At 68.5% G+C, this 25,864-nt stretch carries 24 protein-coding genes; 14 read left to right on the top strand and 10 right to left on the bottom strand.

The features are described 5' to 3' along the window. Window positions 1-2: 2 nt before the first annotated feature. The 6 genes from IEX91_RS03775 to IEX91_RS03750 form a co-directional block, all read right to left on the bottom strand. Complete coding sequence (locus IEX91_RS03775) at window positions 3-773, bottom strand: IclR family transcriptional regulator (protein WP_188877187.1); 771 nt, start codon at window positions 771-773, stop codon at window positions 3-5. Window positions 774-841: 68 nt separating this feature from the next. Further along, window positions 842-1,627 carry a 2-keto-4-pentenoate hydratase gene (locus IEX91_RS03770; RefSeq protein ID WP_188877186.1) on the bottom strand — a complete coding sequence of 262 codons (786 nt, stop codon included), beginning with the start codon at window positions 1,625-1,627 and terminating at the stop codon, window positions 842-844. Window positions 1,628-1,958: 331 nt separating this feature from the next. Next, window positions 1,959-2,963, bottom strand: coding sequence for a branched-chain amino acid ABC transporter permease (locus tag IEX91_RS03765; RefSeq protein WP_188877185.1), 1,005 nt, complete (start codon window positions 2,961-2,963; stop codon window positions 1,959-1,961). Continuing rightward, complete coding sequence (locus IEX91_RS03760) at window positions 2,960-3,841, bottom strand: branched-chain amino acid ABC transporter permease (RefSeq protein ID WP_188877184.1); 882 nt, start codon at window positions 3,839-3,841, stop codon at window positions 2,960-2,962. Before IEX91_RS03760 ends, IEX91_RS03765 begins: the two co-directional genes overlap by 4 nt. Window positions 3,842-3,953: 112 nt before the next feature. Next, window positions 3,954-4,658: an ABC transporter ATP-binding protein gene (locus tag IEX91_RS03755; protein ID WP_188877183.1), complete on the bottom strand. Its 705-nt coding sequence runs from the start codon at window positions 4,656-4,658 to the stop codon at window positions 3,954-3,956. Further along, on the bottom strand, window positions 4,659-5,405 hold the full coding sequence (locus IEX91_RS03750) for an ABC transporter ATP-binding protein (protein ID WP_188877182.1): 747 nt from the start codon (window positions 5,403-5,405) through the stop codon (window positions 4,659-4,661). A gap of 538 nt (window positions 5,406-5,943) precedes the next feature. On the opposite strand from IEX91_RS03750, the gene IEX91_RS03745 reads away from it, so the two are divergent. The 9 genes from IEX91_RS03745 to IEX91_RS03705 all read left to right on the top strand — a co-directional run bounded on the left by IEX91_RS03745 (window position 5,944) and on the right by IEX91_RS03705 (window position 15,396). Next, a complete protein-coding gene (locus tag IEX91_RS03745) occupies window positions 5,944-6,768 on the top strand; it encodes a lipoate--protein ligase family protein (RefSeq protein ID WP_188877181.1) in 825 nt (274 codons plus the stop codon). A 45-nt stretch (window positions 6,769-6,813) separates the two neighbouring features. After that, window positions 6,814-7,752, top strand: coding sequence for a lipoyl synthase (gene lipA / locus IEX91_RS03740; protein WP_188877180.1), 939 nt, complete (start codon window positions 6,814-6,816; stop codon window positions 7,750-7,752). Window positions 7,753-7,844: 92 nt separating this feature from the next. Continuing rightward, window positions 7,845-9,470: a long-chain-fatty-acid--CoA ligase gene (locus tag IEX91_RS03735; protein WP_188877178.1), complete on the top strand. Its 1,626-nt coding sequence runs from the start codon at window positions 7,845-7,847 to the stop codon at window positions 9,468-9,470. 39 nt (window positions 9,471-9,509) lie between these two features. After that, window positions 9,510-10,016, top strand: a complete 507-nt coding sequence (locus IEX91_RS03730; protein WP_188877177.1) for a universal stress protein — start codon at window positions 9,510-9,512, stop codon at window positions 10,014-10,016. Window positions 10,017-10,058: 42 nt separating this feature from the next. After that, entirely contained in the window at window positions 10,059-10,565 is a 507-nt protein-coding gene (locus IEX91_RS03725; protein WP_188877176.1) for an LUD domain-containing protein, read from the top strand. A 1-nt stretch (window position 10,566) separates the two neighbouring features. Next, entirely contained in the window at window positions 10,567-12,792 is a 2,226-nt protein-coding gene (locus IEX91_RS03720) for an LUD domain-containing protein (protein ID WP_188877175.1), read from the top strand. 261 nt (window positions 12,793-13,053) lie between these two features. Beyond that, window positions 13,054-13,836: an ABC transporter ATP-binding protein gene (locus IEX91_RS03715; RefSeq protein ID WP_188877174.1), complete on the top strand. Its 783-nt coding sequence runs from the start codon at window positions 13,054-13,056 to the stop codon at window positions 13,834-13,836. Between the two features lies 1 nt (window position 13,837). Then, window positions 13,838-14,629, top strand: coding sequence for an ABC transporter permease (locus IEX91_RS03710; RefSeq protein WP_188877173.1), 792 nt, complete (start codon window positions 13,838-13,840; stop codon window positions 14,627-14,629). Continuing rightward, entirely contained in the window at window positions 14,620-15,396 is a 777-nt protein-coding gene (locus tag IEX91_RS03705) for an ABC transporter permease (protein ID WP_188877172.1), read from the top strand. The genes IEX91_RS03710 and IEX91_RS03705 overlap by 10 nt, the downstream gene beginning before the upstream one ends. Window positions 15,397-15,489: 93 nt before the next feature. On the opposite strand, the gene IEX91_RS03700 is transcribed toward IEX91_RS03705, so the two are convergent. The 3 genes from IEX91_RS03700 to IEX91_RS03690 form a co-directional block, all read right to left on the bottom strand. After that, the gene (locus IEX91_RS03700) at window positions 15,490-16,503 is read right to left on the bottom strand and encodes an ABC transporter substrate-binding protein (RefSeq protein ID WP_188877170.1); all 1,014 of its coding nucleotides are present in this window, start codon (window positions 16,501-16,503) and stop codon (window positions 15,490-15,492) included. A 63-nt stretch (window positions 16,504-16,566) separates the two neighbouring features. Continuing rightward, window positions 16,567-16,938: a Rieske (2Fe-2S) protein gene (locus IEX91_RS03695; RefSeq protein ID WP_188877169.1), complete on the bottom strand. Its 372-nt coding sequence runs from the start codon at window positions 16,936-16,938 to the stop codon at window positions 16,567-16,569. Continuing rightward, on the bottom strand, window positions 16,935-18,023 hold the full coding sequence (locus IEX91_RS03690) for an amidohydrolase family protein (RefSeq protein ID WP_188877168.1): 1,089 nt from the start codon (window positions 18,021-18,023) through the stop codon (window positions 16,935-16,937). Before IEX91_RS03690 ends, IEX91_RS03695 begins: the two co-directional genes overlap by 4 nt. A gap of 157 nt (window positions 18,024-18,180) precedes the next feature. Between IEX91_RS03690 and IEX91_RS03685 the strand changes: the two genes are divergently transcribed. The 5 genes from IEX91_RS03685 to IEX91_RS03665 all read left to right on the top strand — a co-directional run bounded on the left by IEX91_RS03685 (window position 18,181) and on the right by IEX91_RS03665 (window position 24,477). Continuing rightward, a complete protein-coding gene (locus IEX91_RS03685) occupies window positions 18,181-19,347 on the top strand; it encodes a thiamine pyrophosphate-dependent enzyme (protein WP_188877167.1) in 1,167 nt (388 codons plus the stop codon). Next, window positions 19,348-20,313, top strand: a complete 966-nt coding sequence (locus IEX91_RS03680; protein WP_188877166.1) for an alpha-ketoacid dehydrogenase subunit beta — start codon at window positions 19,348-19,350, stop codon at window positions 20,311-20,313. Window positions 20,314-20,416: 103 nt separating this feature from the next. Continuing rightward, window positions 20,417-21,964 (top strand): 2-oxo acid dehydrogenase subunit E2, encoded by a 1,548-nt coding sequence (locus IEX91_RS03675; RefSeq protein WP_188877165.1) that lies wholly within the window; start codon window positions 20,417-20,419, stop codon window positions 21,962-21,964. A 100-nt stretch (window positions 21,965-22,064) separates the two neighbouring features. Beyond that, window positions 22,065-23,492, top strand: a complete 1,428-nt coding sequence (gene lpdA / locus IEX91_RS03670) for a dihydrolipoyl dehydrogenase (protein ID WP_188877163.1) — start codon at window positions 22,065-22,067, stop codon at window positions 23,490-23,492. Between the two features lie 40 nt (window positions 23,493-23,532). After that, entirely contained in the window at window positions 23,533-24,477 is a 945-nt protein-coding gene (locus IEX91_RS03665) for a D-2-hydroxyacid dehydrogenase (protein ID WP_188877162.1), read from the top strand. Window positions 24,478-24,794: 317 nt separating this feature from the next. Here IEX91_RS03665 and IEX91_RS03660 read toward each other — a convergent pair whose 3' ends face one another. After that, complete coding sequence (locus IEX91_RS03660) at window positions 24,795-25,562, bottom strand: IclR family transcriptional regulator (protein ID WP_188877161.1); 768 nt, start codon at window positions 25,560-25,562, stop codon at window positions 24,795-24,797. Window positions 25,563-25,864: the final 302 nt, after the last annotated feature.

The following is a 25,864-nucleotide window of genomic DNA, read 5'->3' as shown; positions in this document are numbered from 1 at the left end:
CCTCAGCCGTCGTAGCGGTATTTGAGGTCGAGCGCGAGCTCGTTCGCGGTGCTCTCGACCTCCCCGACGATCGCCTCGTCGAACCCCTCGTTCCCGAGCCGTTGCGTCGGCGCGGAGATGCTGATCGCCCCGAGGATCTCGTCGTCGAGGCGGATCGGCGCGGCGATGCAGGCCAACCCCTCCGTGCGCTCCTCGTGGTCGGTCGCGTAGCCGCGCTCGCGGATCCGATCGAGCTCCGCGTGGAGTTCCGCCCGGTCGGTGATCGTGTTCTCAGTCTCCATGGGGAGCCCCCACTCGTCGACGATCTCGTCGACGCGCTCCCGATCGAGGTACGCGAGGATCGCCTTCCCGACCCCCGTGTAGTGCAGACGGATGCGGTAGCCGACGTGCGTATCGAGGTTGACCGCGTAATCGCCGCGCGCCTGATAGAGGTAGACGCCGCGCCCGTTCTCCTCCGTGACGAGGTTCGTCAACATCCCCGTGTCGGCGGCGAGCTGATCGGCCTTCGCGCGCCCGTAGCGATAGAGCGGCGTTCGCCCGCGGGTGTGTCCGCCGAGCGTGAGGAACTGGAGGCTCAGCCGGTACTCATCGCCGTCCTTCGTGACGTAGCCGTGCTCGCGCAGGGTGCTCAGATGGTTGTGTACCGCTCCCTTGCTCAGTCCCTCGACGCCGACGAGGTCGCGGATCCGCGCACCGTCCGCGTCGCGCAGTCGCTCGATCAGCGCCAGCGACTTCTCCGTCGTCCGAACGGGGTGGTTCGCTTCCTTCGCCATACCGACCTCCAGACGCCCCGCGAGTAAATAGGTTGTTTTCCGTGTGAAAACTTGGGCGGGTTCGCGTCTCAGTTCTCGCCGACCCGCGTGGTCACGGACCCGATGGAGGTGAACTCCGCGGTGAGGACGTCGCCGGCCTCGATGTCGAGCGCGGGCGTGAGCGAGCCGCTGAGCACGAGGTTCCCGGCCTCGATTCGCTGATCCATCTCGTCGAGCGTGTTCGCCAGCCACGCGACGGCGCGCGCGGGGTGACCGAGAACGGCGCTCCCGACGCCCGCGTCCGCGACGGTGCCGTTCCGATAGAGCTTGACGGCCTCGAGCGAGAGATCGAGGCCGTCGACGGGCGTCAGGGTCTCGCCCGTGAGGTAGAGCGCCGAGGAGGCGTTGTCCGCGACCGTGTCCTCGATGTCGATGTCCCACTCGCGCACGCGGCTGTCGATGATCTCCAGGACGGGGAGGACGCCGCGGGTCGCCTCTAACACGTCGAGGTACGTCACCGGCGGCTCCAACGTCTCCGCCATGAGGAAGCCGACTTCGGGTTCCACGCGCGGCTCGATGAGGTCGCCGGCGGGCACTGCTCCCTCCTCGACGAACATCGTGTCGAGCAGCCGCCCGAAGTCGGGTTCGTCGACGCCGAGTTGGGTCTGGATCCCCTCGCTCGTCAGTCCGACCTTGTGGCCGACCACGGACGCGCCGTCCGCGACGTGGCTGTCGACGACGCGGGACTGGATCGCGTACGCGTCCGACACGTCGAAGTCGTACTCGTCCGTCAGCTTCGCCACCGGCTCGCCGCTCCGATACGCCTCGTACAGCGACGCCGCGATGTCGTCGATGGTCCGATCGTCGAGTGTCACGATCTATCAGAGACCCGCCGTCCGCAAATACGTTTGTGGTCGCGTCCGCGACAGTGCGTTTTCTCATCCAAAACGATTCTCGGAGCCAATTCATTACGGGTATATCTATGTAAAAGACGGCCGTCGGTGCCGCGATCCGACGGCTCGAACCCGGTATCGCGGCGTTCGTCTGTCGATCCCCGGATCGACGACCGCTGGCGTTTTCTCCTACAAAACGACTCGTCGCCGTTCCGATCGGCACGTCGCCGTCGCTCCTCGCACGGTCGGGGTGGACACGAACACGGACGCGGCGAAAAAGCGACCGCGAGCGCGGGTCGACGAGCGGCGGGTCTCAGCCGCTGGTGGCGGCGTCGTCGCTCTCGTTCCGCCCCGCGACGTACGACTTGAGGGAGCCGTAGATCCCGTCGGGGAGGAAGATGACCACGAGAATGATGATGACGCCCTCGACGGTCGTCGCCAGACCGCCGAGCACGCTCGTCAGCCCGTTGTCGATGACCATGAAGACCACCGTCCCGAACAGCGGACCGGCGACCGTCCCCATCCCGCCGAGGATGACGATGACGAGCGTATCCACGGTCCACGTCACCGCGAGCGTCGAGGTCGGATTGATGTAGAGGGAGTTCAGCGCGTACGCCGCCCCCGCGAGACCGGCGATGAACGCCGAGATGAGGAAGGCGTACATCTTGTAGCGCAGGGGGTCGACGCCGAGACCGCTCGCCGCGGTCTCGTCGTCGTGGATCGCGCGCATCCCGAGGCCGAGGCGGCTGTTCACCACGAGGTAGACGCCGACCGTGGCCAGCGCCGCGACGACGACCGTGAGGAGATACGTCGGGATCTCGCCCATCCCGGCGTTGAGGTAGTATCCGGTCGACCCGCCGCTGATCGAGCGCTTGTCCGTCAGGACGAGGCGGATGATCGCCGCGAGCGCGAGCGTCCCGATGGCGAAGTAGTGTCCGCGCAGGCGGAACATCACGGGCCCCGTCACGAGCGCGACGAGCGCCGCGCCGACGCCCCCGAGGACGAGCGCGACGATCGGATGCGAGAGCGGGAAGGGGATCGCGGGGAGTCCCGCGGCCGCCGGCGTCGTGAGCCACGCGGCGACGTACGCCCCGAGGCCGAAGAAGGCGGCGTGCCCGAGCGAGATCTGCCCGGCGTAGCCCGCGAGCAGGTTCCACGAGACGCCGAGCATCAGGAAGACGAGCGCGGTCATCGCCAGCCCCGTGTAGTACGGCGTCGTCACGAACGGGACGACGAGCATCGCCGCGAGCACGACGAGCGAGGCCGCGACGGTCCGCTTCGAGGACGGGACGCCGAGCGTGAAGCGCTCGGTCCTCATTCGCCACCACCCCCGGTTCCGAAGAGCCCCTCGGGCTTCAGCAGGAGTACGAGCAAGAAGATGGTGAACGTCATCACGTCGCGGTAGCTCCCGCCGAGGAACAGCGCGGTGACGTTCTCAGCCGTGCCGAGGATGACGCCGCCGACGAGCGTCCCGATGATGCTTCCGACGCCGCCGAGGACGACCACGGCGAAGGACTTCAGGAGGTACGACCAGCCGACGTAGGGGTCGATCGGGAACAGCATCGAGAGCAGCGACCCCGCCGCCCCGGCCAGCGCCGCGCCGACCCCCATCGTCAGCATGTAGATCCGGTCGGTGTCGATCCCGACGTACCGGGCGGCCGCCCGGTTCTGCGACGTCGCGCGGATCGCGTGCCCCGTCGAGGTGTATTCGAGGAACAGCCACGTCAGGACGACGAGCAGGACGGCGACGACGAACGTCACCGTCCGCGACGGGGAGAGCAATACCGGACCGAGGTCGATCCCGCCGATGCCGAGCGTCAACTCGGTGGACTGCGCGTCCGAGCCGAGGAAGTGCTGGCCGAGGTTCTGGAAGACGAGCGCGACCCCGAACAGCACGAGGATCGGTTGCTCGATCCCCTCATCGACGACGCGTTCGAGCAGGGCGCGCTGGAGAACGATCCCGATGACGAACAGCACGAGCATCGCGGCGAGCATCCCGACGAGCGGTGAGAGGCCGGCCATCGTGAACAGGACGATGGCCACGTAGCCCCCGAGCATCAGCAGATGTCCGTGTGCGAGGTTGACCACGTCCATGATTCCGAAGATGAGCGAGAGCCCCAGCGCGGCGAGCGCGTAGATCCCGCCGAGGAGGACGCCGTTACTGACCGTCTGTGCGAGGAGGTCGATTGATACCATGAGTTCGTTGGGTGGTGTCGGTCTGCGTGGTGAGTCGGCGGTACTGCGGGCGGTCCGCGGTCGCGGACGTGGGTTCCGGCGATGTTCGCGGTGCGTATGGTGGGTTCACGTACTACTCACCAAGATAGGAGGCCTCGACGCGCTCGTCGCCCGCGAGCTCCTCGGCGCTCCCGGAGAGCTCGATCCGGCCGCTCTTGAGGACGTACCCCCGGTCGGCGACGCGCAGCGCGTTGTGGATGTCCTGCTCGACGAGGAAGACGGTCGTCCCCTGCTCGTTGATCCGCTGGATGGCCTCGAAGACGTCGTCGACGAGCACGGGGGCGAGCCCGAGACTCGCCTCGTCGAGGAGGAGGAGGTCGGGCTCGCTCATCAGCCCGCGCCCGATGGCGAGCATCTGCTGTTCGCCCCCGCTGAGCGTCCCGGCGCGCTGGCCCGCGCGCTCTTCGAGTCGCGGGAAGATCTCGTAGACCCGTTCGAGGTTCTCCCCCATCGCCCCGCGGTTCGTGTACGCCCCGAGTTCGAGGTTTCGTTTGACCGTGCTGTCGGCGAAGATCTCGCGGCCCTCGGGGACGTGCGCGATCCCCCGTCTGACGGCCTCCTCGGGGGCGATCTCGGTGATCGACTCGCCCCCGTAGACGATGTCGCCGTCGAGTGGCGAGAGCACGCCGCAGATGGTCTTCAGGATCGTCGTCTTCCCCGCACCGTTCGCGCCGAGGAGCGCGACCGTCTCCCCGGCGTCGACGGAGAAGTCCACGTCCCAGATGACGTGGATGTCGCCGTACGCCACGTCGAGGTCCGTGACGTCGAGAAGGGCCATCTACGCCTCGCCCCGCGCCGGGCCCTCGCGCCCCGCGCTCGTCCCGAGGTAGGCCTCGATCACCTGTTCGTCGCTCTGGATCTCCGTCGGCGTCCCCTTGGCGATGAACTCGCCGTTGTTGAGGACGAATACGCGCTCGCTGACGTTCATCAGCGCCCGCATCACGTGGTCGATGAGGAACACCGTCTTACCGCGCTCCTTGATGTCGCCGATGAGGGAAACGATCTCCTCGGTCTCCTCGGGGTCGAGGCCGCCCGCCACCTCGTCGAAGAGGAGGATGCCGGGGTCGGTTGCGAGCACGCGCGCGATTTCGAGGCGTTTGAGCGCGCCGACGCTGAGTTCGGTCGGCGTCTCGTGGGCGCGCTCGGCGAGGCCGACGAACTCCAGTGCCTCGTACGCCCGTTCCTCGACGTGCTCCGGGCGTCGACCGCCGAACTCGGCACCGACCTCGACGTTCTGGAGGATCGAGAGGTTCTCGAACGGGCGGACGATCTGGTGGGTCTTCACGAGCCCCTCGTGGCAGATGTCGTGGGGCGTCCACCCCGTGATGTCCGTCCCGTCGTAGCGGACGCTCCCCTCCGTCGGCGCGTGCGACCCGGTGATCACCTTGAACAGCGTGGACTTCCCGGCCCCGTTCGGACCGATCAGTCCGACGGTCTCCCCCTGCTCGATCTCGAACGAGACGTCGTCGAGCGCGACGATCCCGCCGAATCGCTTTGTGACTCCACTACAGTTCAACAATGACATGGACTATCGTGAGAATATGGTTTCCCCAGTATAAACCTATCCCACTCGTGGTCGATCGATCATGTCGTTTCTCGAATCGTGGAATCGTACGACCGGCCCGGTGCGATGAGAGAGCAGTCGATTTATCGAAATGTATCGTGATGTGTGTATTCGATTTATCTCACGAGCTCGTGCCACGTCGATCGGACTGGCCGCGTCGGGTCAACCTCGGCCTCCCGACCCGATTGACGATCGCGGTGACGGGGGCTCTCACCTCGTGTCGGACCGTGAAACGACTCATTCCGGATCGCGGTTCTTCGAGAACCGATCCCGCTCTCCGGCGCTCCGCGCTCTCGACGACTGACTGTGGTGTCGAACTCACTCTCCTCGACTATCTCATTTTCATCAACTATATCTGTAATTTTCTTAGATTAGTAACTATATGTACTACCGTATTCGACCGGCGCCTCGCAGGCGCTCGCGTCGTCGCTCGCGGACGGCCCGCCCCGCGGTGCGTCGGTGGTCCAACGTTTATGCGGCCGGCCGCGTACGGGTCCGTATGAGCGACGGTAGCGACGGCGGCGACGGTGACGGTGACGGCCCGCAGTGGCGGGTGATCGGCGAGGAGCGCCGCTCCGGGCCGCTCACGATGGCGCTGGAGGAGGTGGCGGCCGAGACGGCCGTCGAGGGCGGTCCGGCGACCGTCCGCGTCTACCGGTGGCCGGACACCCTCTCCCTCGGCGTCGCGCAGGACGCGGCGAGCGTGGACTGGGCGTCCTGTCGGCGCGCCGGGATCGACGTGACGCGCCGCCAGACGGGCGGCGGCGGCATCTATCACGACGCCGTCGGCGACATCTCGTACAGCGTCGTCGCGCCGAGCGACGCCGTCGCCAGCGACCTCTTGGAGAGCTACCGCGACATCTGCGGGCCGATCTTCGACGCGCTCTCGGACCTCGGCGTCGACGCCGACTTCGTCGGGGAGTCCCGGGACGCGATCTACGACCCCGCCTGCTACCTCCGCGGGCTCAACCCCGCCCACGACGTCGTCGGCCCCGACGGGCGGAAGCTCAGCGGAAACGCGCAGTACCGGCCGCTCGACGCCGTCGTCCAGCACGGCTCCATCTCGTTCACGCGACGCGCGGAGCGCCACTGCGACTGCTTCGACGCGGCCCTCGACCCCGACGCGTTCCGCGAGCGCGTCGGCGCGATCGACGACTACGCGGACGTCACGCGCGGGGACGCCGTGGACGCCCTGCTGTCGTCGCTCGCGTCGTGGGCGGACGCCGACGAGGGGTCGTGGACCGCGGCCGAACTCGACCGGGCGCGCGCGCTCGCCGACGCGAAGTACGGCGCCGAATCGTGGGTGCGCCACCGCGAGGGGTGATCGAACGGAGACAGGTATTAGTAACTCTCCGTGTTCGGTGGAGGCATGGAGTCTCGCGCGCGGAAGCCGGATTGGCTACGGATCCGTCCGCCCGGCGGCGAGCGGTTCGCGGAGATCGAGGGCGTCCTCGACGATCACGACATCACCACGGTCTGCGAGGAGGCCAGCTGTCCGAACCGCAGCGAGTGCTGGAGCGGCCGCGACGGCCCGGGGACGGCGACGTTCATGCTGATGGGGCGTCGCTGCTCGCGCGGCTGTAACTTCTGCGACGTCGCCACGGGCGGCATGGAGCCGCTCGATCCCGACGAACCCGCCGAGGTCGCCGCCGCCGTCGCGGAGATCGGTCTCGACTACGTCGTCCTCACGTCCGTCGACCGCGACGACCTCGACGATCAGGGCGCGGCGCACTTCGCGCGGACCGTCCGCGAGATCAAGCGCCGCGACCCCTCCGTCCTCGTCGAGACGCTCATTCCCGATTTCCGGGGCGAGGAAGCGCTCGTCGGCCGGATCGTCGACGCCGGCCCGGACGTGATCGCGCACAACGTCGAGACCGTCGAGCGCCTCCAGCGCCCGGTCCGCGACCCCCGCGCGGGCTACGCGCAGTCCCTCTCCGTCCTCCGGCAGGTCGAGCGCGAGTCGGACGTCTACACGAAGACGTCTCTCATGCTCGGCGTCGGCGAACGCGACCACGAGGTGTACGAGACGCTCGTCGACCTCCGCGACGCCGGCGTCGACGTCGTCACGTTCGGCCAGTACCTCCAGCCCTCTCCGAGCCACCTCGACGTCGAGACCTACGTCCACCCCCACAAGTTCGAGACGTGGAAGGCCGTCGCGGAGGAGGAACTCGACTTCCTCTACTGCGCGAGCGGCCCGATGGTCCGCTCGTCGTACAAGGCGGGCGAGCTGTTCGCGTCGGCGCTCATCCGCGACGGCGCGTCCGTCGCCGAGGCCCGCGAACGCGCCGAGCGCGCACGTACCGACTGATACGATACCGTACCGGAGATCCCGGCCCGACCGCCCGAGATCCCCACCCGACGCTCCAAACCTTTAGGGCGGCTCGCGCGGTCGTCTCGGCCATGCTGCAGCGCGACTTCACGCTCATAGACGTCCTCGACCGCGCGGACACGCTGTTCGCCGATCGGGCTGTCGTGACCGCTCGTCCGGACGGGAGCCGCCACCGCTACACCTACGGCGACGCCGCGGACCGGATCGCCCGCCTCGCGGGCGCGCTCGACGACCTCGGCGTCGGTTCGGACGCCCGCGTCGGCACCCTCGCGCGCAACCACTACCGGCACTTCGAGCTCTACTTCGCGCCCGCCTGCTCCGGGCGGAGCCTCCACATGGGTAACGTTCGACTCCCCGAAACGGACCTCGTCGAGACGATCCGGGACGCTGGCGACGAGGTGCTGTTCGTCGACCCCGCGTTTCTCGATCGCGTCGAGGCGGTCGCGGACGACCTCGACACCGTCGAGCGGTACGTCGTCCTCGCCGAGACGGTTCCCGAGACGACGCTCGACCCCGTCGTGGCGTACGAAGACCTGCTCGCGGCCGGGTCGCCCGACTACGACTGGCCGGCGCTCGCGGAGGATCGGGAGTGTGGGCTCTGCTACACGACGGGGACGACCGGTCGACCGAAGGGCGTGACGTACACCCACCGCGCGCTCGCCCTCCACACGATGATGAACGGGCACGTCGACACGTACGCGATCGGCGCGCGCGACACCGTCTGCCCCGTCGTTCCGATGTTCCACGTCAACGCGTGGGGGTTCCCGTACGCGGCGGCGTTCGCCGGCGCGGACCTCGTCCTCCCCGGTCCGCACACGGACCCCGGGCCGCTCGCCGCGCTGCTCGCCGAGGAGGGCGTCACGGTCGCCGCCGGCGTTCCGACCGTCTGGCGGCGTCTCGCCGCATACCTCGACGAGACGCCCGCGGCGGACATCGACCCCGTGGAGCGCCTCGTCGTCGGCGGCGCGTCCGTCCCCCCGTCGCTCGTCCGGAGCTACGACGACGCACACGACGTCACGGTCCAGCAGGGGTGGGGGATGACCGAGACGTCGCCGCTCGGCCTCCTCACGCCGCTCGATCCGAGTCCGGGCGACGACGCGGCGCCGCGGACGACGGACGGCCGCCCGGTTCCCGGCATCTCCGCGCGCGTCGTCGACGAGGACGGGATCCGGGTCGCCCGTGACGGCGAGGCGATGGGCGAGCTCCACGTCCGCGGGCTGTGGGTGACCGAGGGATACGCCTCGCGGACGCGCGACGTCGAGTCGCCGCTCACCGACGACGGCTGGCTGCGCACGGGCGACGTGGCGACGTGGGACGCCGACGGCTACGTCGACGTCGTCGACCGCACGGACGACCTGATCAACTCGGGCGGCGAGTGGATCTCCAGCATCGAACTGGAGGACGAACTGATGGCGCACGGGGACGTCGCCGAGGCCGCCGTGGTTCCGGTCGCGGACGAGACGTGGGGCGAACGCCCGCTCGCGGTCGTCGTGCCCCGCGGGGACGATCTCCCGGAGACGGACGCGCTCGACGCGCACCTCCGGGCGTCGTTCCCCTCGTGGTGGCTCCCCGATCGGTACGTCGTCCGCGAGTCGATCCCGCTGACGACGACCGGGAAGTTCGATAAGCGGGCGCTCCGCGAGCGGTTCGGGGACGCGGACGCCCGCGCCGACGACTCGACCGCCGGCGACGCGTAGGGGGGCAAGATTCACGGTCCTGCTGGCCGCAGAACGGGCATGGCGGTTCTCACCGCGGTCGACGGCGAGTCGATTCCGAGCAACCCGGTCCGCGAGGGCCAGACGTTGGCCGATCGCTTCGAGGAGCCACACGTCGTGTTGCACGTGATGCCCCAGGACGTCTTCGAGGAGTTCCGCGGTTCGACCGGGAGCGGCGGCGCGCCGTTCGCGTCCGCGGCGTCGTACGGCGACGGTGACGGTGCGGTCGGCGGCGGGCGCGGCGGGGAGTACACGGTCGAGGACGCGGAGCGCCACGCCCGCGGGGTCGCGCGTGACGTCGTCGAGGGGACGTTCGACGACGCGGCCGACCGGAACGTCGTGATACAGGGGCGCGTCGGCGACCCCGTCGCGGAGATCCTCGCCGAGGCCGACCGCCGCGACGCCCGCTACCTCGTCATCGGCGGTCGCAAGCGGACGCCGGTCGGGAAGGCGCTCTTCGGGAGCACGACGCAGTCGATCCTCCTCGACGCCGATCAGCCCGTCCTGACCGTCATGTCGGAGGGGTGAGCGACCGACAGAGCTAACCCGCACGGACTTGTGCCATCGTTTATGACAGTACGGGACTTACGCCGCTTCGAGTCGTCGCTCGATGCGGCCGGCGTCGCGGCGACCCGCGTCGACGCGGCCGACGTCGCCGACGCGCTCGACCGACTCGTCGAGACGCCGGCCGTCGGCGTCCCGCTCGGCATCGACGGCGTCTCGCTGGACGAGACGGTCGTCGACCTGCCGCCCACCCCTCGTCTCCTCAAGACCGCACGGACCGGCGTCACGCCCGTCGCGGCCGGCGTCGTCGAACACGGAACGTTCGTCCTCCGGAGCGACGCGGACGGGACCGAGCCCGTGAGCCTCTATCCGCCGACCCACGTCGGCGTCCTCCGCGCGAGCGACCTCCACGCGGACTTCACGGCCGCGTTCGACCGACTGGACGGGACGCTCGCCGAGGGCGGGAGCGCGATCCTCGCCACGGGCGCGAGCGCGACCGCCGACATGGGGGAACTCGTCCACGGCGTCCACGGACCCCGAACCGTCCACGCCGTGATCGTGGAGGACCGCTGAGATGAGAGACGAGTCGACACGCGCCGCCACGGCCGCGCACATCCGCGACCTCCTCGAAACGGAGGGCGACGCCGTTCACAAGAACACCACCCACCTGAACCGGGTGCGCTACGAGGCGAACGCGGCCGGCGGGGACATCGACGCGCTCCGATCGGAGGCGCGCGCGATCAAGGAGGAGGCCATCGAGCGCCTCCCGGAGCTCGTCGAGCGGGTGCGCGAGCGCGTCGCGGCGAACGGCGGACGGGTCTACGTCGCGGACGACGCCGCGGACGCGAACGACTACATCGAGCGCGTCTGCGCCGACGCGGACGCGGACTCCGTGGTGAAGTCGAAGTCGATGACCACGGAGGAAATCGGCGTGAACGACGCCCTTGAGGCGGCCGGTATCGACGTCCACGAGACCGACCTCGGCGAGTTCGTCGTCCAGGTCGCCGACGAGTCCCCCTCGCACCTCGTCGGTCCCGCGATCCACAAGTCCCGCGCGGAGATCACCGCGCTGTTCAACGACGTCTTCGACCCCGACGTGCCCCTTGAGACGGCCGAGGACCTCACGCGCTTCGCCCGCGATCACGTCGGCGAGCGCATCGAGCGCGCGGACGTCGGCGTGACGGGCGCGAACTTCGTGCTCGCCGAGTCGGGGAGCATCGCGCTCGTGACGAACGAGGGGAACGCCCGCAAGTGCGCCGTCACGCCGGACACGCATGTCGCGGTCGCCGGCGTCGAGAAGCTGCTCCCGTCCGCCGCCGATCTGCCGCCGTTCGCCGAGCTCATCGCGAAGGCCGCGGGCGGACAGGACGTCGCCACGTACCTCTCCCTGCTTACCCCGCCCGTCGACTCGCCGACCATCGACTTCGACGCGCCGGATGAACCGCTCGGCGACGCCGACGACCGGACGTTCCACCTCGTGCTCGTCGACAACGGCCGCCTCGACATGCGCGAGGACGACGACCTCCGCGAGACGCTCTACTGCATCCGCTGTGGGGCCTGTGGCAACTCGTGTGCGAACTTCCAGCACGTCGGTGGCCACGCCTTCGGCGGCGAGACCTACACCGGCGGCATCGCCACCGGCTGGGAGGCCGGCATCCGCGGCGAGGCGGCGACCGACGACTTCAACGACCTCTGCACGGGCTGTTCGCGCTGCGTCGACGCCTGCCCGGTCGAGATCGACATCCCGTGGATCAACACCGTCGTCCGCGACCGCCGCAACCGGGGACACGACCCCGGGACGTTCGACCACCTCGTCGAGGGGCTGACGCCGGACGACGACCCGGGCGGCGTCGACGTCCAGAAGCGCCTCTTCGGGAACTTCGGGACGCTCGCGCGACTCGGGAGCGCGAGCGCGCCCCTCTCGAACTGGCTGGCCGACCGCGCGCCCGTTCGCGCGGCGATGGACCGCTGGCTCGGCGTCGACCGGCGCCGCGACCTCCCGTCGTTCGAGCGCGAGACGCTCCGCGACTGGTTCGCCGCCCGCGACCCCCTGCCGAGCGCCGGACGCGCCGACCGCGACGCCGTCCTCTACCCCGACGCCTACACGAACTACGTCCTCACGGGACGGGGGAAGGCGGCCGTGCGGACGCTCGAAGCCCTCGGCGTCGACGTGACGCTCGCGCCCTGCCACGAGAGCGGGCGCGCGCCGCTCAGCCAGGGGATGATCGAGACGGCGCGAACGCAGGCCGAGCGGGTGTCGGACGCGCTCGCGCCCGCGCTCGACGCCGGCCGAGACGTCGTCGTCGTCGAGCCGTCCGACATCGCTATGTTCCGCAACGAGTACGCGAGACTGCTCGACGACGCGACCCACGAACGACTCGCCGCGAACAGCTACGAGAGCATGGAGTACGTCTACGGCCTCCTCGAGAACGGCGCGGACGCTGACGCGCTTACCGGCGGCGGCGACGTCGCCTACCACGGCCACTGCCAGCAGCGGACGCTCGGCCTCGCGGGCTACACCGAGGCCGTCCTCCGGCGGGCCGGCCACGACGTCGTCACGAGCGACGTCGAGTGCTGCGGGATGGCGGGCTCGTTCGGCTACAAGTCCGAGTACTACGAGCTCTCGATGGACGTCGGCGCGGACCTCCGCGAGCAGTTCGCGGGCGACGACGGGCGTGGGACCGACCGTCGCGTCGCCGCCAGCGGGGCCTCCTGTCACGAACAGCTCCTCGCGCTCGCCTTCGACGGCGTCCCACACCCCATCGAGCTCGTCGTGCCGGACACGCCGGACGCGCGCTGACGCGGGCGCGTCGCCGATGCCGCCGCCCTGCCGCCGTCATCGCCCCGCTCTCGCCGAAACGTGGCTGACAATAGTGAACAAATTTTATACCCCCGCTGATGTATGTCGCTACTGTGCTAGAGAGTACGAGGGTCGTCTGTAGGGTCCCCCTGCAGCGACCGCCCGCTATCGAGGACGCGACCCGTCGCACCGCGGACGGCCGAGGCCGGGCGGCCACGCCCGCGAACGCGACCGAACCGATCACCCCCGGGGGCCGGTGAGATGGACGGGCGCATCGGCATCTCACACCTCGAGAAGGTGTACGGCGAGGGATCCGAACGCACGAAGGCCATCGACGACCTCTCCTTCGACATCGACGGCGGCGAGTTCACCAGCGTCGTCGGCCCCAGCGGTTGCGGGAAGAGCACGCTCCTCTACATCATCGCGGGGTTCCTCGACATCACGAACGGGACCGTCTCGGTCGACGGCACGCCCATCGACGGGCCGGGGACCGACCGCGGTGTCGTCTTCCAGGACTACGCGCTCTTCCCGTGGCGGACGGTGAAGGAGAACGTCCTCTACGGTCTCGAAGAGGCCGGCGTTCCGGACGAGGAGGCGGACGCGACGGCGCAGCGCTTCATCGACATGATGGACCTCTCCGGGTTCGAGAACAAGTACCCGAAGGAGCTCTCCGGCGGGATGAAACAGCGCGTCGCGCTGGCGCGAACGCTCGCCTACGACCCGAAGATCCTGCTGATGGACGAGCCCTTCGGGGCGCTCGATCAGCCGCTCCGCGAGACGCTCCAAGACCAGCTCATCGACATCTGGGGCGACCTCGATAAGACGGTCGTCTTCATCACGCACGACGTTGAGGAGGCCGTCTACCTCTCCGAACGCGTGATGATCATGACCCGCCATCCCGGGACGAAGAAGACCGTGACCGAGGTCGACCTCGATCGTTCGCGCCCGCGCGAGGACATCGTCACCTCCGAGGAGTTCACCCGGAAGAAAAACGAGGTCTGGCGCTCCCTCCGCGAGGAGACGAAATCGGAGGTGCAACCGTAACGTGGCGACCCACGACCTCTGGACTCCCGATCGACTCCCCGACCCGTTCGCGGGCGTCGCGAAGTTCCTCTTCGATTGGATCCCGCTGCTCGTCTTAGTGGTCGGCTGGGAGGTCGCGAGCGGGCGCGCGGTCTCGGAGTCGGTGCTCCCTCCGCCGACCGCGGTCGCCGCGGCGACCGTCGACCTCTTCGCCACCGGCGAGGTGATCCCGCACCTCGCCGTCTCGCTGCTCCGCGTCGGCGTCGGCCTGGGGCTCAGCATCGCGGTCGGCGTGCTCCTCGGGATCGGGATGTCCCAATCGGACGCCGTAGAGGACTTCTTCGACGTCTTCCTCTCGCTCATCTACCCGCTCCCGAAGACCGCGCTCGTCCCGCTCGCGCTCCTCTGGCTCGGGATCGGGACGAAGACGGCGGTCCTCATCGTCTTCCTCGCGTGTCTCCTCCCGATCGTGATGAACGCGAACAACGCCGCGGAGAACGTCGATCAGAACCTCATCCGCTCGGCGCGGATGATGGGGACGAGCGACCGCCGGCTGTTCTGGAAGGTCGTCATCCCGGCGACGATTCCGGAGATCCTGACCGGGATCCGGCAGGCGATTCCCTTCGCCTTCATCTCGCTCATCAGCGCGGAGCTGATCGCCTCCGAGCAGGGCATGGGTCGCCTCATCCGCGACGCCGGATCGATCGGCCGCTACCCCGCGATGTTCGCCACGATCGTCATCATCTCCGCGGTGGCGTACACCGCTGTCTACGGGTTCGAACAGATCCGTGAACGGGTGTTAGTATGGACGTAGACGTGCGCTCGCTCGACGCGTCTTCGGTCGTCGACTCGCTCAAGTCGATCTACTCGCTCGTCCTCCTCCTCGTCCTCTGGGAGGTCGTGACGCGGATGGGCCTGATCTATCCGTACTTCCTCCCCCAGCTCTCCGTCGTGATCGACGAGTTCGTGCTGCTGGTGTCCTCGGGGCAGATGATCCACGCCGCGTACCTGACGCTCATGCGGGCGTTCGTCGGGCTCGCGGGCGCCGCCGTCGCCGGCGTCGTCATCGGGATCCTCTGCGCGCGAAACGCGCTCTTCGAGTGGTTCTTCGACCCGATCATCAAGATCGGCTACCCGGTGCCGGTCATCTCGCTCGTTCCGGTGTTCATGCTCTGGTTCGGGATCGGCGACGTCTCGAAGATCATCATGGTGGTCGTCGGGACGTTCTGGCCGGTCGCGGTCAACGCCCGCGACGCCACCCGGCAGGTCGATCGGAACCTCATCCGCTCGGCGCGGATGATGGGCACGGGCGATCGCCGCCTGCTGTGGCGCGTCATCCTCCCCGCGGCGTCGCCCGGGATCTTCACGGGCCTGCAGATCGCCACGCCCATCGCGCTCATCATCACGTTCGTCTTCGAGATGGTCGCGGGCGGCGGCGGGCTGGGCGCGCTCGAAATCGCCGGCGTCCGCGGCTTCAACTCCGCGCAGACGTACGCCGTGATCTTCGCGATCATCGCCATCGGTCTCGTGCTCGATCGGCTCCTGCGCGCCGCTCGGACCCGTCTCCTCGACTGGACCTGAGCGACTCGCCTTTTTCGCTTCGCCGACGGTCGTAGCGGCGCGTCGTCCGATCGATCGCGTCGTCCGAGGAGAAAGAGCGGCGGCCGCGCGGTCTCAGTTCTGGAACTCGTTCGTGGAGTGCTCCGTGACGTCGAAGGACTCGTCGATGAAGTCGAGTTCGACGAGGTCGTCGATGATGAATTGGAGTGCGTCCTGATCGACGGTGAGATCGCGGTGGTAGTCGTTCTCCGTGAAGAAGTACGACTCGACGGTCGACGCGGGAAGCTCGAAGTGACTCGCCGCCGCGCTCGCGGCCTCGCTCCGGTTGTTGCGCACGTAGTCGAAGAGGCCGGCGTAGTCCTCCGCCCACGCGGCCATGGCGTCCGGCTTGTTGTTGAGGGCGCGCTTCGAGGCGGTCGCGTACGTGAAGGGGTACTGCTGCGACCAGACGTCGGCGGAGCCGAAGACGCGGTTGAACCCCTCCGATCGGGCGCCGACGGCGAAGAGCGCGGGGTAGATGCCGGCGTCGATCTTCCCCTCGTTGAGCGCCGAGGTGTACGTCGGGAACCCCATCTCGACGAACTCGACGTCGTCGCGGCTGAGACCGGCGCTCCGGAGGCCCTTGACGTAGACGGAGTGGACACCGGTCCCGAGCGCGTTGACGGCGACCGTCTTCCCTTCGAGATCCGAGATCGACGTGATCCCCGAGTCCGGCGCGGCGAAGACCGACACGTCGTAGTTCTCGGGGGCCGCGTCCCAGAAGTCGACGCCGACGACGGAGAGCCCCTCGGGGACCGCGCTCTGGTTGACCGCGGACGCGAAGCTCACCGTGGACGTCATCACGACGTCCGCGCTCCCCGCCGCCATCTGGTTCAGCGAGGTCGGCGTCCCGGAGTTCCGCGTGACGTTGAGCTCGTAGGCCGAACCGGCGTTCTCGAGGTTCTCGCGGATCTCCGGGACGGCGAGCAGCGACGCCGCGTTCTCGATGGGAACGACGTAGTTGAAGTTGATCGTCGGCGTTCCGCCGCCGCCACCGCCGCCACCCGTACACCCGGCGAAGCCGGTGAGGCCAGCGGCGCCCGCGATTCCGGCCGCCTTGAGGTAGTCGCGCCTGTTGTATCGAGGCATCGTACCCGACGATACTTACCGATTTATAATAAGCTTTCGCCTCCGGGTCGCGGCGCGCTCCCGTCAGTCGGTTTGCACGTAGACGACGCCGTCCCGGACGACCACGTCGTACGACGGGACGACGTAGCTGTCGTCGCCGATGTGTTCGCCCGTTTCGAGGTAGAACGACCACCCGTGCCACGGGCAGGAGACGATGGAGTCGTCGCCGTAGCGCTGCTCGACGCGCTCTCCGGGGCCGCCCCACTCGCCGACGAGGCGTTTCTCCACGGGCCCCTCGCAGGCCGGGCCGCCGTCGTGCGGACACTGATTGCGGAGGGCGTAGAACTCGCCGTCGGCCTTGATGACGCCGACCTCGACGCGACCGACCTCGATGATCTCCACGTCGCCGTCCGCGAACGCGTCCGCCGCGCCGACCTCGATCTCGCCGTCGCTCACAGGCCGAACACCTCCGAGGCGTTCCGCCCGAGGATGTCCTTTCGCTGCTCGTCGTCCAGCATCGGGAGGTCCGTGATGATGTTCGGACTGTCGTAGTCCCAGTGCGGGTAGTCGGAGGCGTAGAGGAGGTGCTCCGTCCCGAGCATGTCGAAACAGATCTCGAGGAGATCGGGGCGCGCGGACTCCTCTAGGGGCTGGGTGCCGAAGTAGAAGTCGCTGATGTAGTCCCCGGGCGGCGCGTCGAGGAGCGGCGCCTCCTCGGCGCGCTTGAGGTACTCCTCGTCGAGGCGACTGATGAGGCCGGGGAGATAGGTGACGCCCGACTCCATGAAGACGATGTCGAGGTCCGGGAACTTCTCCGGGACCCCCTGACAGGCGACGCTGACGATCTGGGACATATTCGATTCGAGGAACCCCAGCGTGTGCGTCTCGATCATCTCTTCGTAGCCCGCCCGGACGTAGTCGTCGAGGCCGGAGCCGCCGGTGTGGTAGACGACGGGGAGCCCGAGGGCCTCACAGCGCTCGTAGATCGGGTCGTACTTGCGGTTCCCGAGCGGCGGACTGGCGCCCGCCGTGACCATGACGACGCCCTTGAACGCCCGCTCGTCCTCGATCCGATCGAGGACGTCCATCGACGCGTCGATGTCGTGGTAGGGGAGCGGGGCGAGCCCGTAGATGCCCTCGGCGGGGTCGAGCACCTCAGCGAGCATGTAGTCGATGTACCCCTTGATGAACGACTCGACGCGCCGATCGTCGGCCGTGACACCGCCCATGGCCAAGATGAGGTGCGAGATCTGGAGGGTCGCGTCGATGTCGAGGAACTCCATCCCCTCGATAACGTCCGCCTTCTCGTCGCCGCCCTGCGGGTAGTCCGAGAACTCCCGGTCGATCTTCCCGTAGTTCGATCGGTTCCCGGTCGACGTCGGGAAGAACGCGCTCAACCCCTGATTCACGCCCGTGCTGTCCCAGCCGCTGTTCTGAAACTTCGTCTTCCACGGCTCCGGCATGTAGGGGGCGATCTGATCGAAGGTGTCCGCGTAATGCCAGTCGCAGTCGACGACGAGGTGCTCGGCCGGATCGATCATCTGTGTCTCACCGTCATATGTCGTAGTACCACTGCGTCTGTAGCCGACAGTACATCATAAACCTTCGTGAAGGTATTCGCGCGCGGCGCCGACGCCTCGGGCCCCTCGAATACCCCACGATTTTAATACGACTTACTCACAACCTACCGGCTGTCGAATGACTGATAGACAGCGAACCGACCTCACTCCACCGGAGCCCGAGTCGTACGGTGGGCCGGTCGAGTACCTCTCGCAGGACGACCTGCGGGTGCCGACCCACCAGCTCGTCACTCCGGACGGGGAGTACGACGAATCGTCGATCCCGGACCTCGACGACGAGGCGTTTCGGGACCTCTACCGATGGATGGTCTCCGATCGGGTGTTCAACCGCCGGATGGTGAAGATCCAGCGCCGCGGCGAACTCGGCACGTTCGGGACGACGCGCGGCCAGGAAGCCAGCATCGTCGGGAGCGCGTACACCGTCGCGCCGGACGACTGGATGTACCTCGGGCGGGCGTGGACGGCGATGTTCATGCGCGGCGTCCCGATGCGCGACATGATCCTCTTCTGGCGCGGTATCGAGGAGAGCCAGCAGTCCTTCGCGGAACACAACTCCCAGATCGCCATCGCCGTCGGGGCACACCTGCCGCTCGCCACCGGCACCGCGTGGGGGATGGACATCCGGGACGCGGACGAGATCACGATGGCATACCTCGGCGACGGCGCGACGAGCACCGGAGTCGTCCACGAGGGACTCAACCTCGCCGGCGCCCTGGAGGTCCCCGCGCTGTTCTTCTGCCAGAACAATCAGTACGCGATCTCGATGCCGTTCTCCGAGCAGACCGGCGCAAACACGATCGCGCAGAAGGCGCTGGCGTACGGCATCGACGCGATCCGCGTCGACGGGCAGGACGTCCTCGCGGTCTACGACGCCGTGATGGAGGCCCGCGAGCGCGTGAAGCGGGGCGAACCGGTGTTCGTCGAGTCCGTCACCTACCGTCTCGACGCGCACACCACCTCCGACGACCCGCACCGGTATCGGACCGAGGAGGAAGAGCAGGCGTGGGAGGAGAACGATCCCATCGAGCGCTATCGGTCGTTCCTCGAATCCGAGGGGCTCTGGGCGGCCATCGACCACGACGCGATCGTCGAGGAGATCAACGCGGAGTTCGACGCGGCGCTCGCCGCCGCGAACGACTTCTCCGAGCGCGAGGTCTCCGAGATGTTCGCGCACGTCTACGAGGAGCTCCCGCCCGAGCTCCGGCGTCAGCTCACCGAGTTCGAACAGTTCCTCGAGGAGCACCCCGAGGCGTACGACTACATCGATCAGCGACCCAAGGGATAAATGAACGCGACTATCGTAGAGGCGGTCAACGACGCACTGCACACGGAGATGGCGGCCGACGAGCGCGTGCTCGTCTTCGGCGAGGACGTCGCCCGGAGCGGCGGCGTCTTCCGCGCAACCGAGGGTCTCTTGGAGGAGTTCGGACACGACCGCGTCGTCGACACGCCGCTCTCCGAGATCGCCATCATCGGCGGCGCGACGGGGTTGGCGATGTACGGCTACCGGCCCGTCGCGGAGATCCAGTTCTCCGGCTTCCTGCCGCCCGCGTTCGACCAGCTCGTCTCGAACGCGAGTCGGATGCGCTGGCGGACCCGCGGGGAGTTCACGGCCTCGATGGTCGCTCGAATGCCCTACGGCGCCGGCGTCCGCGCGCTCGAACACCACTCGGAGAGCATGGAGGGCAGCTACGCCCACATCCCGGGGCTGAAGGTCGTCATTCCGAGCACCCCGAGCGACACGAAGGGGCTCCTCACCGCGGCGATCCGCGACCCTGACCCGGTCCTCTTCATGGAGCCGAAACGGATCTACCGCTCCTTCCGTGAGGAGGTCCCCGAGGGCGACTACGAGGTCCCCATCGGCGAGGCCGCGGTCCGCGAGGAAGGCGAGGACGTCACGCTCGTCTCGTGGGGGTCGATGATGCCGATGGCCGAGGAGGCCGCGGCGAACGTCGACGCCGACGTCGAACTCGTCGATCTCCGCACGATCTCGCCGATGGACACCGAGGCGGTCGTCGAGTCGGTGAAGAAGACCGGCCGCGCGGTCGTCGTTCACGAGGGACCCCGAACGGGCGGCGTCGGGAGCGACGTCGTCGCTCGCATCAACGACGAGGCGCTGATGTACCTCGAAGCTCCGGTCGAGCGCGTCACGGGCTTCGACACCCAGGTGCCGATGCTCTCGATGGAGGACTTCTACTTCCCGAACCCCCCGCGGATCGCCGCGGGCATCGAGCGCGCGCTCTCCGTCTGAGCCGCCACACCGCGTCTCGACTCGCCGACTCGACGCGCCGCCCGTCCCGACCCGGGCGATCGGCAGGGAAACACTAAAAGGGATTTGCGTTGACCTTGCGTTCATGGTCGAACGATCGTTCGAACTACCGGACTTAGGTGAGGGTATCGCGGAGGGCGAGCTGGTGGCGTGGGCCGTCGCGCCCGGCGATCACGTCGAGCAGGATCAGGTGATCGCGGAGGTCGAGACGGACAAGGCGCTCGTTGAGGTCCCCTCGCCGTACGACGGGACGGTGATCGAACTCCACGCCGAGGAGGGCGAGATGGTGCCCGTCGACTCCGTCATCGCCACGTTCGAGATCGACGCGAGCGAGGCCGACGCGGCCGCGACCGACGAAACCGACGCGACAAGTGAGACGGGATCCGCCGAGGCGGAGTCGGCGGAGCTCGAAACGGTCGAGGCGACGGAGGGGGGTGCGGAAGCGGCCGAGGCGGGCGGCGGCGCGCCGGGCGGTCGCGTGTTCGCCGCGCCGAGCACGCGGTCGCTCGCGCGAGACCTCGATGTCGACATCGGCACGGTCGAGGGCACCGGCGCGGGCGGACGCGTGACGGAGTCGGACGTCCGGCGAGCCGCGGCGTCGGCGTCCGGAACGACGAGCGCCGACGCCGACTCGGCGGCGCCGGTCGACGAGTCCGAGCCGGTCGTCGTGACGAGCGAGGGCGGGACGACGCGCGAGCGGACGCTGGCGATGCCGGCCACCCGGCGGCTCGCCCGCGAGCGCGACGTCGACATCAACGACGTCCCGGCGAGCGAGGAGCGCGAGGGCGAGGCGTTCGTCACGCCCGCGGACGTCGAGGCGTACGCCGAGTCGGGCGGATCGGCGGCCGAGAGAGCGAATAAAGCGACGACGTCGGGCACGAGCGCCGGCGCGTCGGCGGTCGGACCGAGCGCGACGGCCGAGTCGGACTCGTCGACCGGCGGCGAGCGCGTCCCCTATCGCGGCATCCGGCGGACGATCGGCGAGCAGATGGCGGAGTCGAAGTTCACGGCACCGCACGTCACCCATCACGACGAGTTCGACGCCTCGGAGCTCGTCGACCTCCGCGCGGAGCTCGCGGCGATCGCCGACGAGGACGACGTGAACCTCACCTACCTCCCGTTCGTCGTGAAGGCCGTGACGTCGGCGCTCAAGGAGGTGCCGTATCTCAACGCGAGCCTCGACGAGGAGGCGGGCGAGATCGTCCTGCACGACGAGTACAACATCGGGATCGCGGTGGCGACCGACGACGGCCTGCTCGTGCCCGTGATCAAACACGCGGACCGGAAGGGGCTGAAGGAGCTCGCGCGGGAGATCGACGACCTCGCCACGCGGGCGCGCGAGCGCTCGCTCCCCCGCGAGGCGATGCGCGGCGGGACGTTCACGATCACGAACATCGGGGTCATCGGCGGCGAGTACTCCTCGCCGATCATCAACTATCCCGAGGCCGGCATCCTCGCCATGGGGCCGATAAAGAAGCGCCCGTGGGTCGTCGAGGACGAAGTCGTCGCGCGGAAGACGATGACGATCTCGATGTCGGTCGACCACCGGCTCGTCGACGGCGCGGAGGCCGCGCAGTTCACCAACCACGTCCAATCGCTCCTCGCGGAGCCCGCTCGCCTCGTCTTGGAGTGACGCCGGCGTGACGAGCCGCCGGCCGATCGATTCTCGCGTCCCCCGCATCGATCCCGCGAAACCGGGTGAACTTTTTACACAGGAACGCGACTGCCGTGGTATGGTAATGGGCGACATCACGACCGGCACCGACGTGGTAGTCATCGGTGGCGGTCCGGGCGGTTACGTGGCCGCGATCCGCGCGGCACAGCGCGGCCTCGCGACGACGCTCGTGGAGAAGGACCACTACGGCGGGGCGTGTTTGAACCACGGTTGCATCCCCTCCAAGGCGTTCATCACGGCCGCGGACGTCGCCGACGAGGCGGCGAACGCGACGGCGATGGGCGTCCACGCCGATCCCGAGGTGGACATGGGCGAACTCGCGGCGTGGAAGGACGGCGTCGTCGACCGGCTGACGGGCGGCGTCGAACAGCTCTGCGAGGCGAACGGCGTCGACCTCATCGAGGGGACGGCGGCGTTCGAGGATGAGCACACGATCCGGATCGCGCACGGCGGCGAGGGCCAGGGCATGGAGACCGTCGCGTTCGAGCAGGCGATCGTCGCGACCGGCTCGCGCCCCGTCGAGATCCCCGGTTTCACCTTCGACGACGAGCGCGTCTGGTCGTCGCGCGACGCGCTCGCGGCCGAGACGGTGCCGGACGATCTCGTCGTGGTCGGCGCGGGCTACATCGGGATGGAGCTCTCGACGACGTTCGCCAAACTCGGCGCGGACGTGACGGTCGTCGAGACGCTCGACGACGTCCTGCCCGCCTACGAGGAGGACGTGTCGAGTGTCGTCCGACGCCGGGCGAGCGACCTCGGCGTCGATTTCGCCTTCGGCGAGGGCGCGAGCGGATGGGAGGAGACGGCCGACGGCCGGCTCACCGTCCGCACGGAGACGGCCGACGGCGACGAGTCGACCTACGAGGCCGACCGCGTGCTCGTCGCGGTCGGGCGCGAACCCGTGACGGACACGCTCGAACTCGACGCGATCGATCTCGCGCCGGACGAGAACGGGTTCCTCCGGACGGACGATCGAGCCCGGACGGACCTCGAACACGTCTTCGCCGTCGGCGACGTCGCGGGCGAGCCGATGCTCGCGCACAAGGCCAGCGCCGAGGGGATCGTCGCCGCGGAAGTCGCCGCCGGCGAGAACGCGGCGTTCGACGCCCGCACGATCCCCGCCGCGGTCTTCACCGACCCCGAGATTGCGACCGTCGGGCTGACCGAGGCCGAGGCCGCAGACGCCGGCTTCGACCCGCTCGTGGGCGAGATGCCGCTGCGCGCGAGCGGGCGCGCCCTCACGATGGACGAGACGGACGGGTTCGTGCGGATCGTCGCGGAAGCGGACGCGGGGTTCGTGCTGGGCGCGCAGATCGTCGCGCCCGAGGCCAGCGAGCTGATCGCCGAGGTCGCGCTCGCGGTCGAGATGGGCGCGCGCCTCGAAGACCTCGCGGGCACGATCCACACGCACCCGACGCTCTCGGAGGCGGTGATGGAGGCCGCCGAGAACGCGCTCGGCGAGGCGATCCACACGCTGAACGAGTAGGCGACCGAGGTCTTATCGATCAGGGGTACGAGGAGAGGGTATGTCGAACCCGCTCGACCTCGACCGCATAGCGATCCACGACTGGGGCACGCACCCGTGCTACCCGAGCGACCTCCGCGATCGGTTGGCCGCGGCCGACGACGACCGCGCGTACGTCGTCCGCGACGCCGCGGACCTCGACGACTGCGACGCCGTCGTCACGCTCTATCACCACGATGCGTTCCCCGACGCCGTCGAGTGGGTCCACTGCGTCCGCTCGGGGTACGACGACTTCCCCCTCGACGCGTACGAGGACGCGGGCGTCTTGGTGACGAACAGTACCGGCGTCGCCGGCGACCTCGTCGGCGAGTCCGCGATCGCGCTCGTGTTGTCGCTGGCCAAAGGCCTCCACCTGTACCGGGACCAGCAGGCCGAGCGCGAGTGGTCGCGCCTGCCGGTCGAGCGGCCGTTCGAGCTCGGCCGCTCGTCCGCCTGCGTCGTGGGCCTCGGCCAACTCGGTGGCGGCGTCGCGTCGCGGGTGAACGCGCTCGGGATGTCCGTCACCGGCGTCGACGTGCGCCCGGTCTCCCAACTCGGCTTGGAGGCGGTCCACGACGTGGTGCAACTCGAACGCGCGGTCGCCGAGAGCCGATTCGTCGTACTCACGACGCCGCTGACGCCCGACACCCGCGGGCTCGTCGACGCGGACGTCTTCGCGGCGATGCGCGACGACGCCTATCTCGTGAACGTCAGCCGCGGCGCCGTAGTCGATCAGGACGCGCTCCTCGCTGCGCTCGACGCCGGCGAGATCGCGGGCGCGGCCCTCGACGTCTTCGACGAGGAACCCCTCCCCGCGTCGTCGCCGCTCTGGGATCGCGACGACGTCGTCGTCACGCCCCACGCCGCCGCGCAGTCGGATAACCACGGTGAGAAACTCGCCCGACTCGTCGAGACGAACGCCGCTCGTCTCACGGCCGGCCGCGACCCGTGGAACCGCGTCGTCTGAGTTCGCCACTGACGAACTACCGTTTCGCCCTCACGACCCTGGCGTCGATCGACGGTCGATTGAGTCCGTTCGTTCTTCAAATGTACACCGATATCCTCTCTACACGAACTAACAATCGAAATAGACGAACGACTGCACCCGTACACCGTCGCGTGGGTGTCAGATCGATCTCTCGCACGAGGGTTTACAAATATATCTGTGTAAACGACTCCGTGGCGCGTGGCGCCATCACTCCGGGACGCGGCGGCCGTCGCGGTGGTACGGCGTTCGCGTCTCTCGGACGACCCCCTTTCGAGAGCGACGGTGTACAGTCGCGGCTACGAGTACGCGCGGTTCAACTCGATCACGTTGACGGCGTCGCGGAGCTGCGGGAGCAACTCCGTCTCGATCCGCTCGTCGCCCATCCGGCTCGTCGGCCCGGAGACGCTCACCGCCCCGAGGACGCCGTCGTCGGAGAGCACGGGCACCGCGACGCACTTCAGACCGCGCACCCCCTCCTCGCGGTCGTACGCGACGCCGCTCTCTCTCACTTCCGCGAGCTCGGCTTCGAGCGTCTCGCGGTCCGTGATCGTCGCCGCCGTCTTCGCGTCGAGCTCGTGGCGCTCGAAGATGTCGTCCCGACGCTCGGCCGGGAGGTGGGCGAGGATCGACTTCCCGAGCGCCGTCGTGTGCAGCGGCACGCACTGGCCCACGTGGGAGTTGACGCCGACGGCGTTCTCCCCCTGCGCGCGCAGGAGGAAGACGCCGAGCCCGTGCTCCTCGACTAAGAGGTTCGCGTGCTCGCCCGTCCGCTCCGCGATCGATTCGAGTTCGGGTTTCGCGACGGTGTACAGCTCCTCTCGCGTCCGGGCGTGTGCGCCGAGATCGAGGAACCTGAGTCCCACCCGGTACTGCCGGTCGTCCTTCACGACGTACCCCTCGTGTTCGAGCGTCCGGAGGTAGTTGTGGGCGCTGCTCTTCGAGAGGTCGAGCGCGTCCGCGATCTCCGTGACGGTCGCGCCGTCGTGCTCTTTCAGCGCCTCGACGATCCGGAGCGTCGTCTGCGCCGTCTTCACCGGCGATCGCGGCGCGGCGTCGTCGACCATACGCATCGTACTACCGTCCACGGTAAAATACCTACTGTTCGCTAGAACGAACGAATACTTCCCTCTTCACGGACGATCGTTCGGGAACACGCGCCGACACGCGAGAGTTCTCGACCATCGCTGCGAGGCGCTCACACCGCGGCCGAGCGGTCGTCGCCGCGTTCGAGAGTACCCGCACGCGACTCACGAAGTCATCAGATAACGACACAAAGAACGAAATTCATACACGAGTACATTTACAACAAATCACTAGAGATACCAATACGGAGCCCGTGAGTACGAAACCGAGGGCTTTAGACCGG

Source organism: Halarchaeum nitratireducens (assembly GCF_014647155.1).
Lineage (GTDB): Archaea > Halobacteriota > Halobacteria > Halobacteriales > Halobacteriaceae > Halarchaeum > Halarchaeum nitratireducens.
Note: the sequence above shows the minus strand (reverse complement) of the source record. Positions and strands in the feature narration are given on the sequence as shown.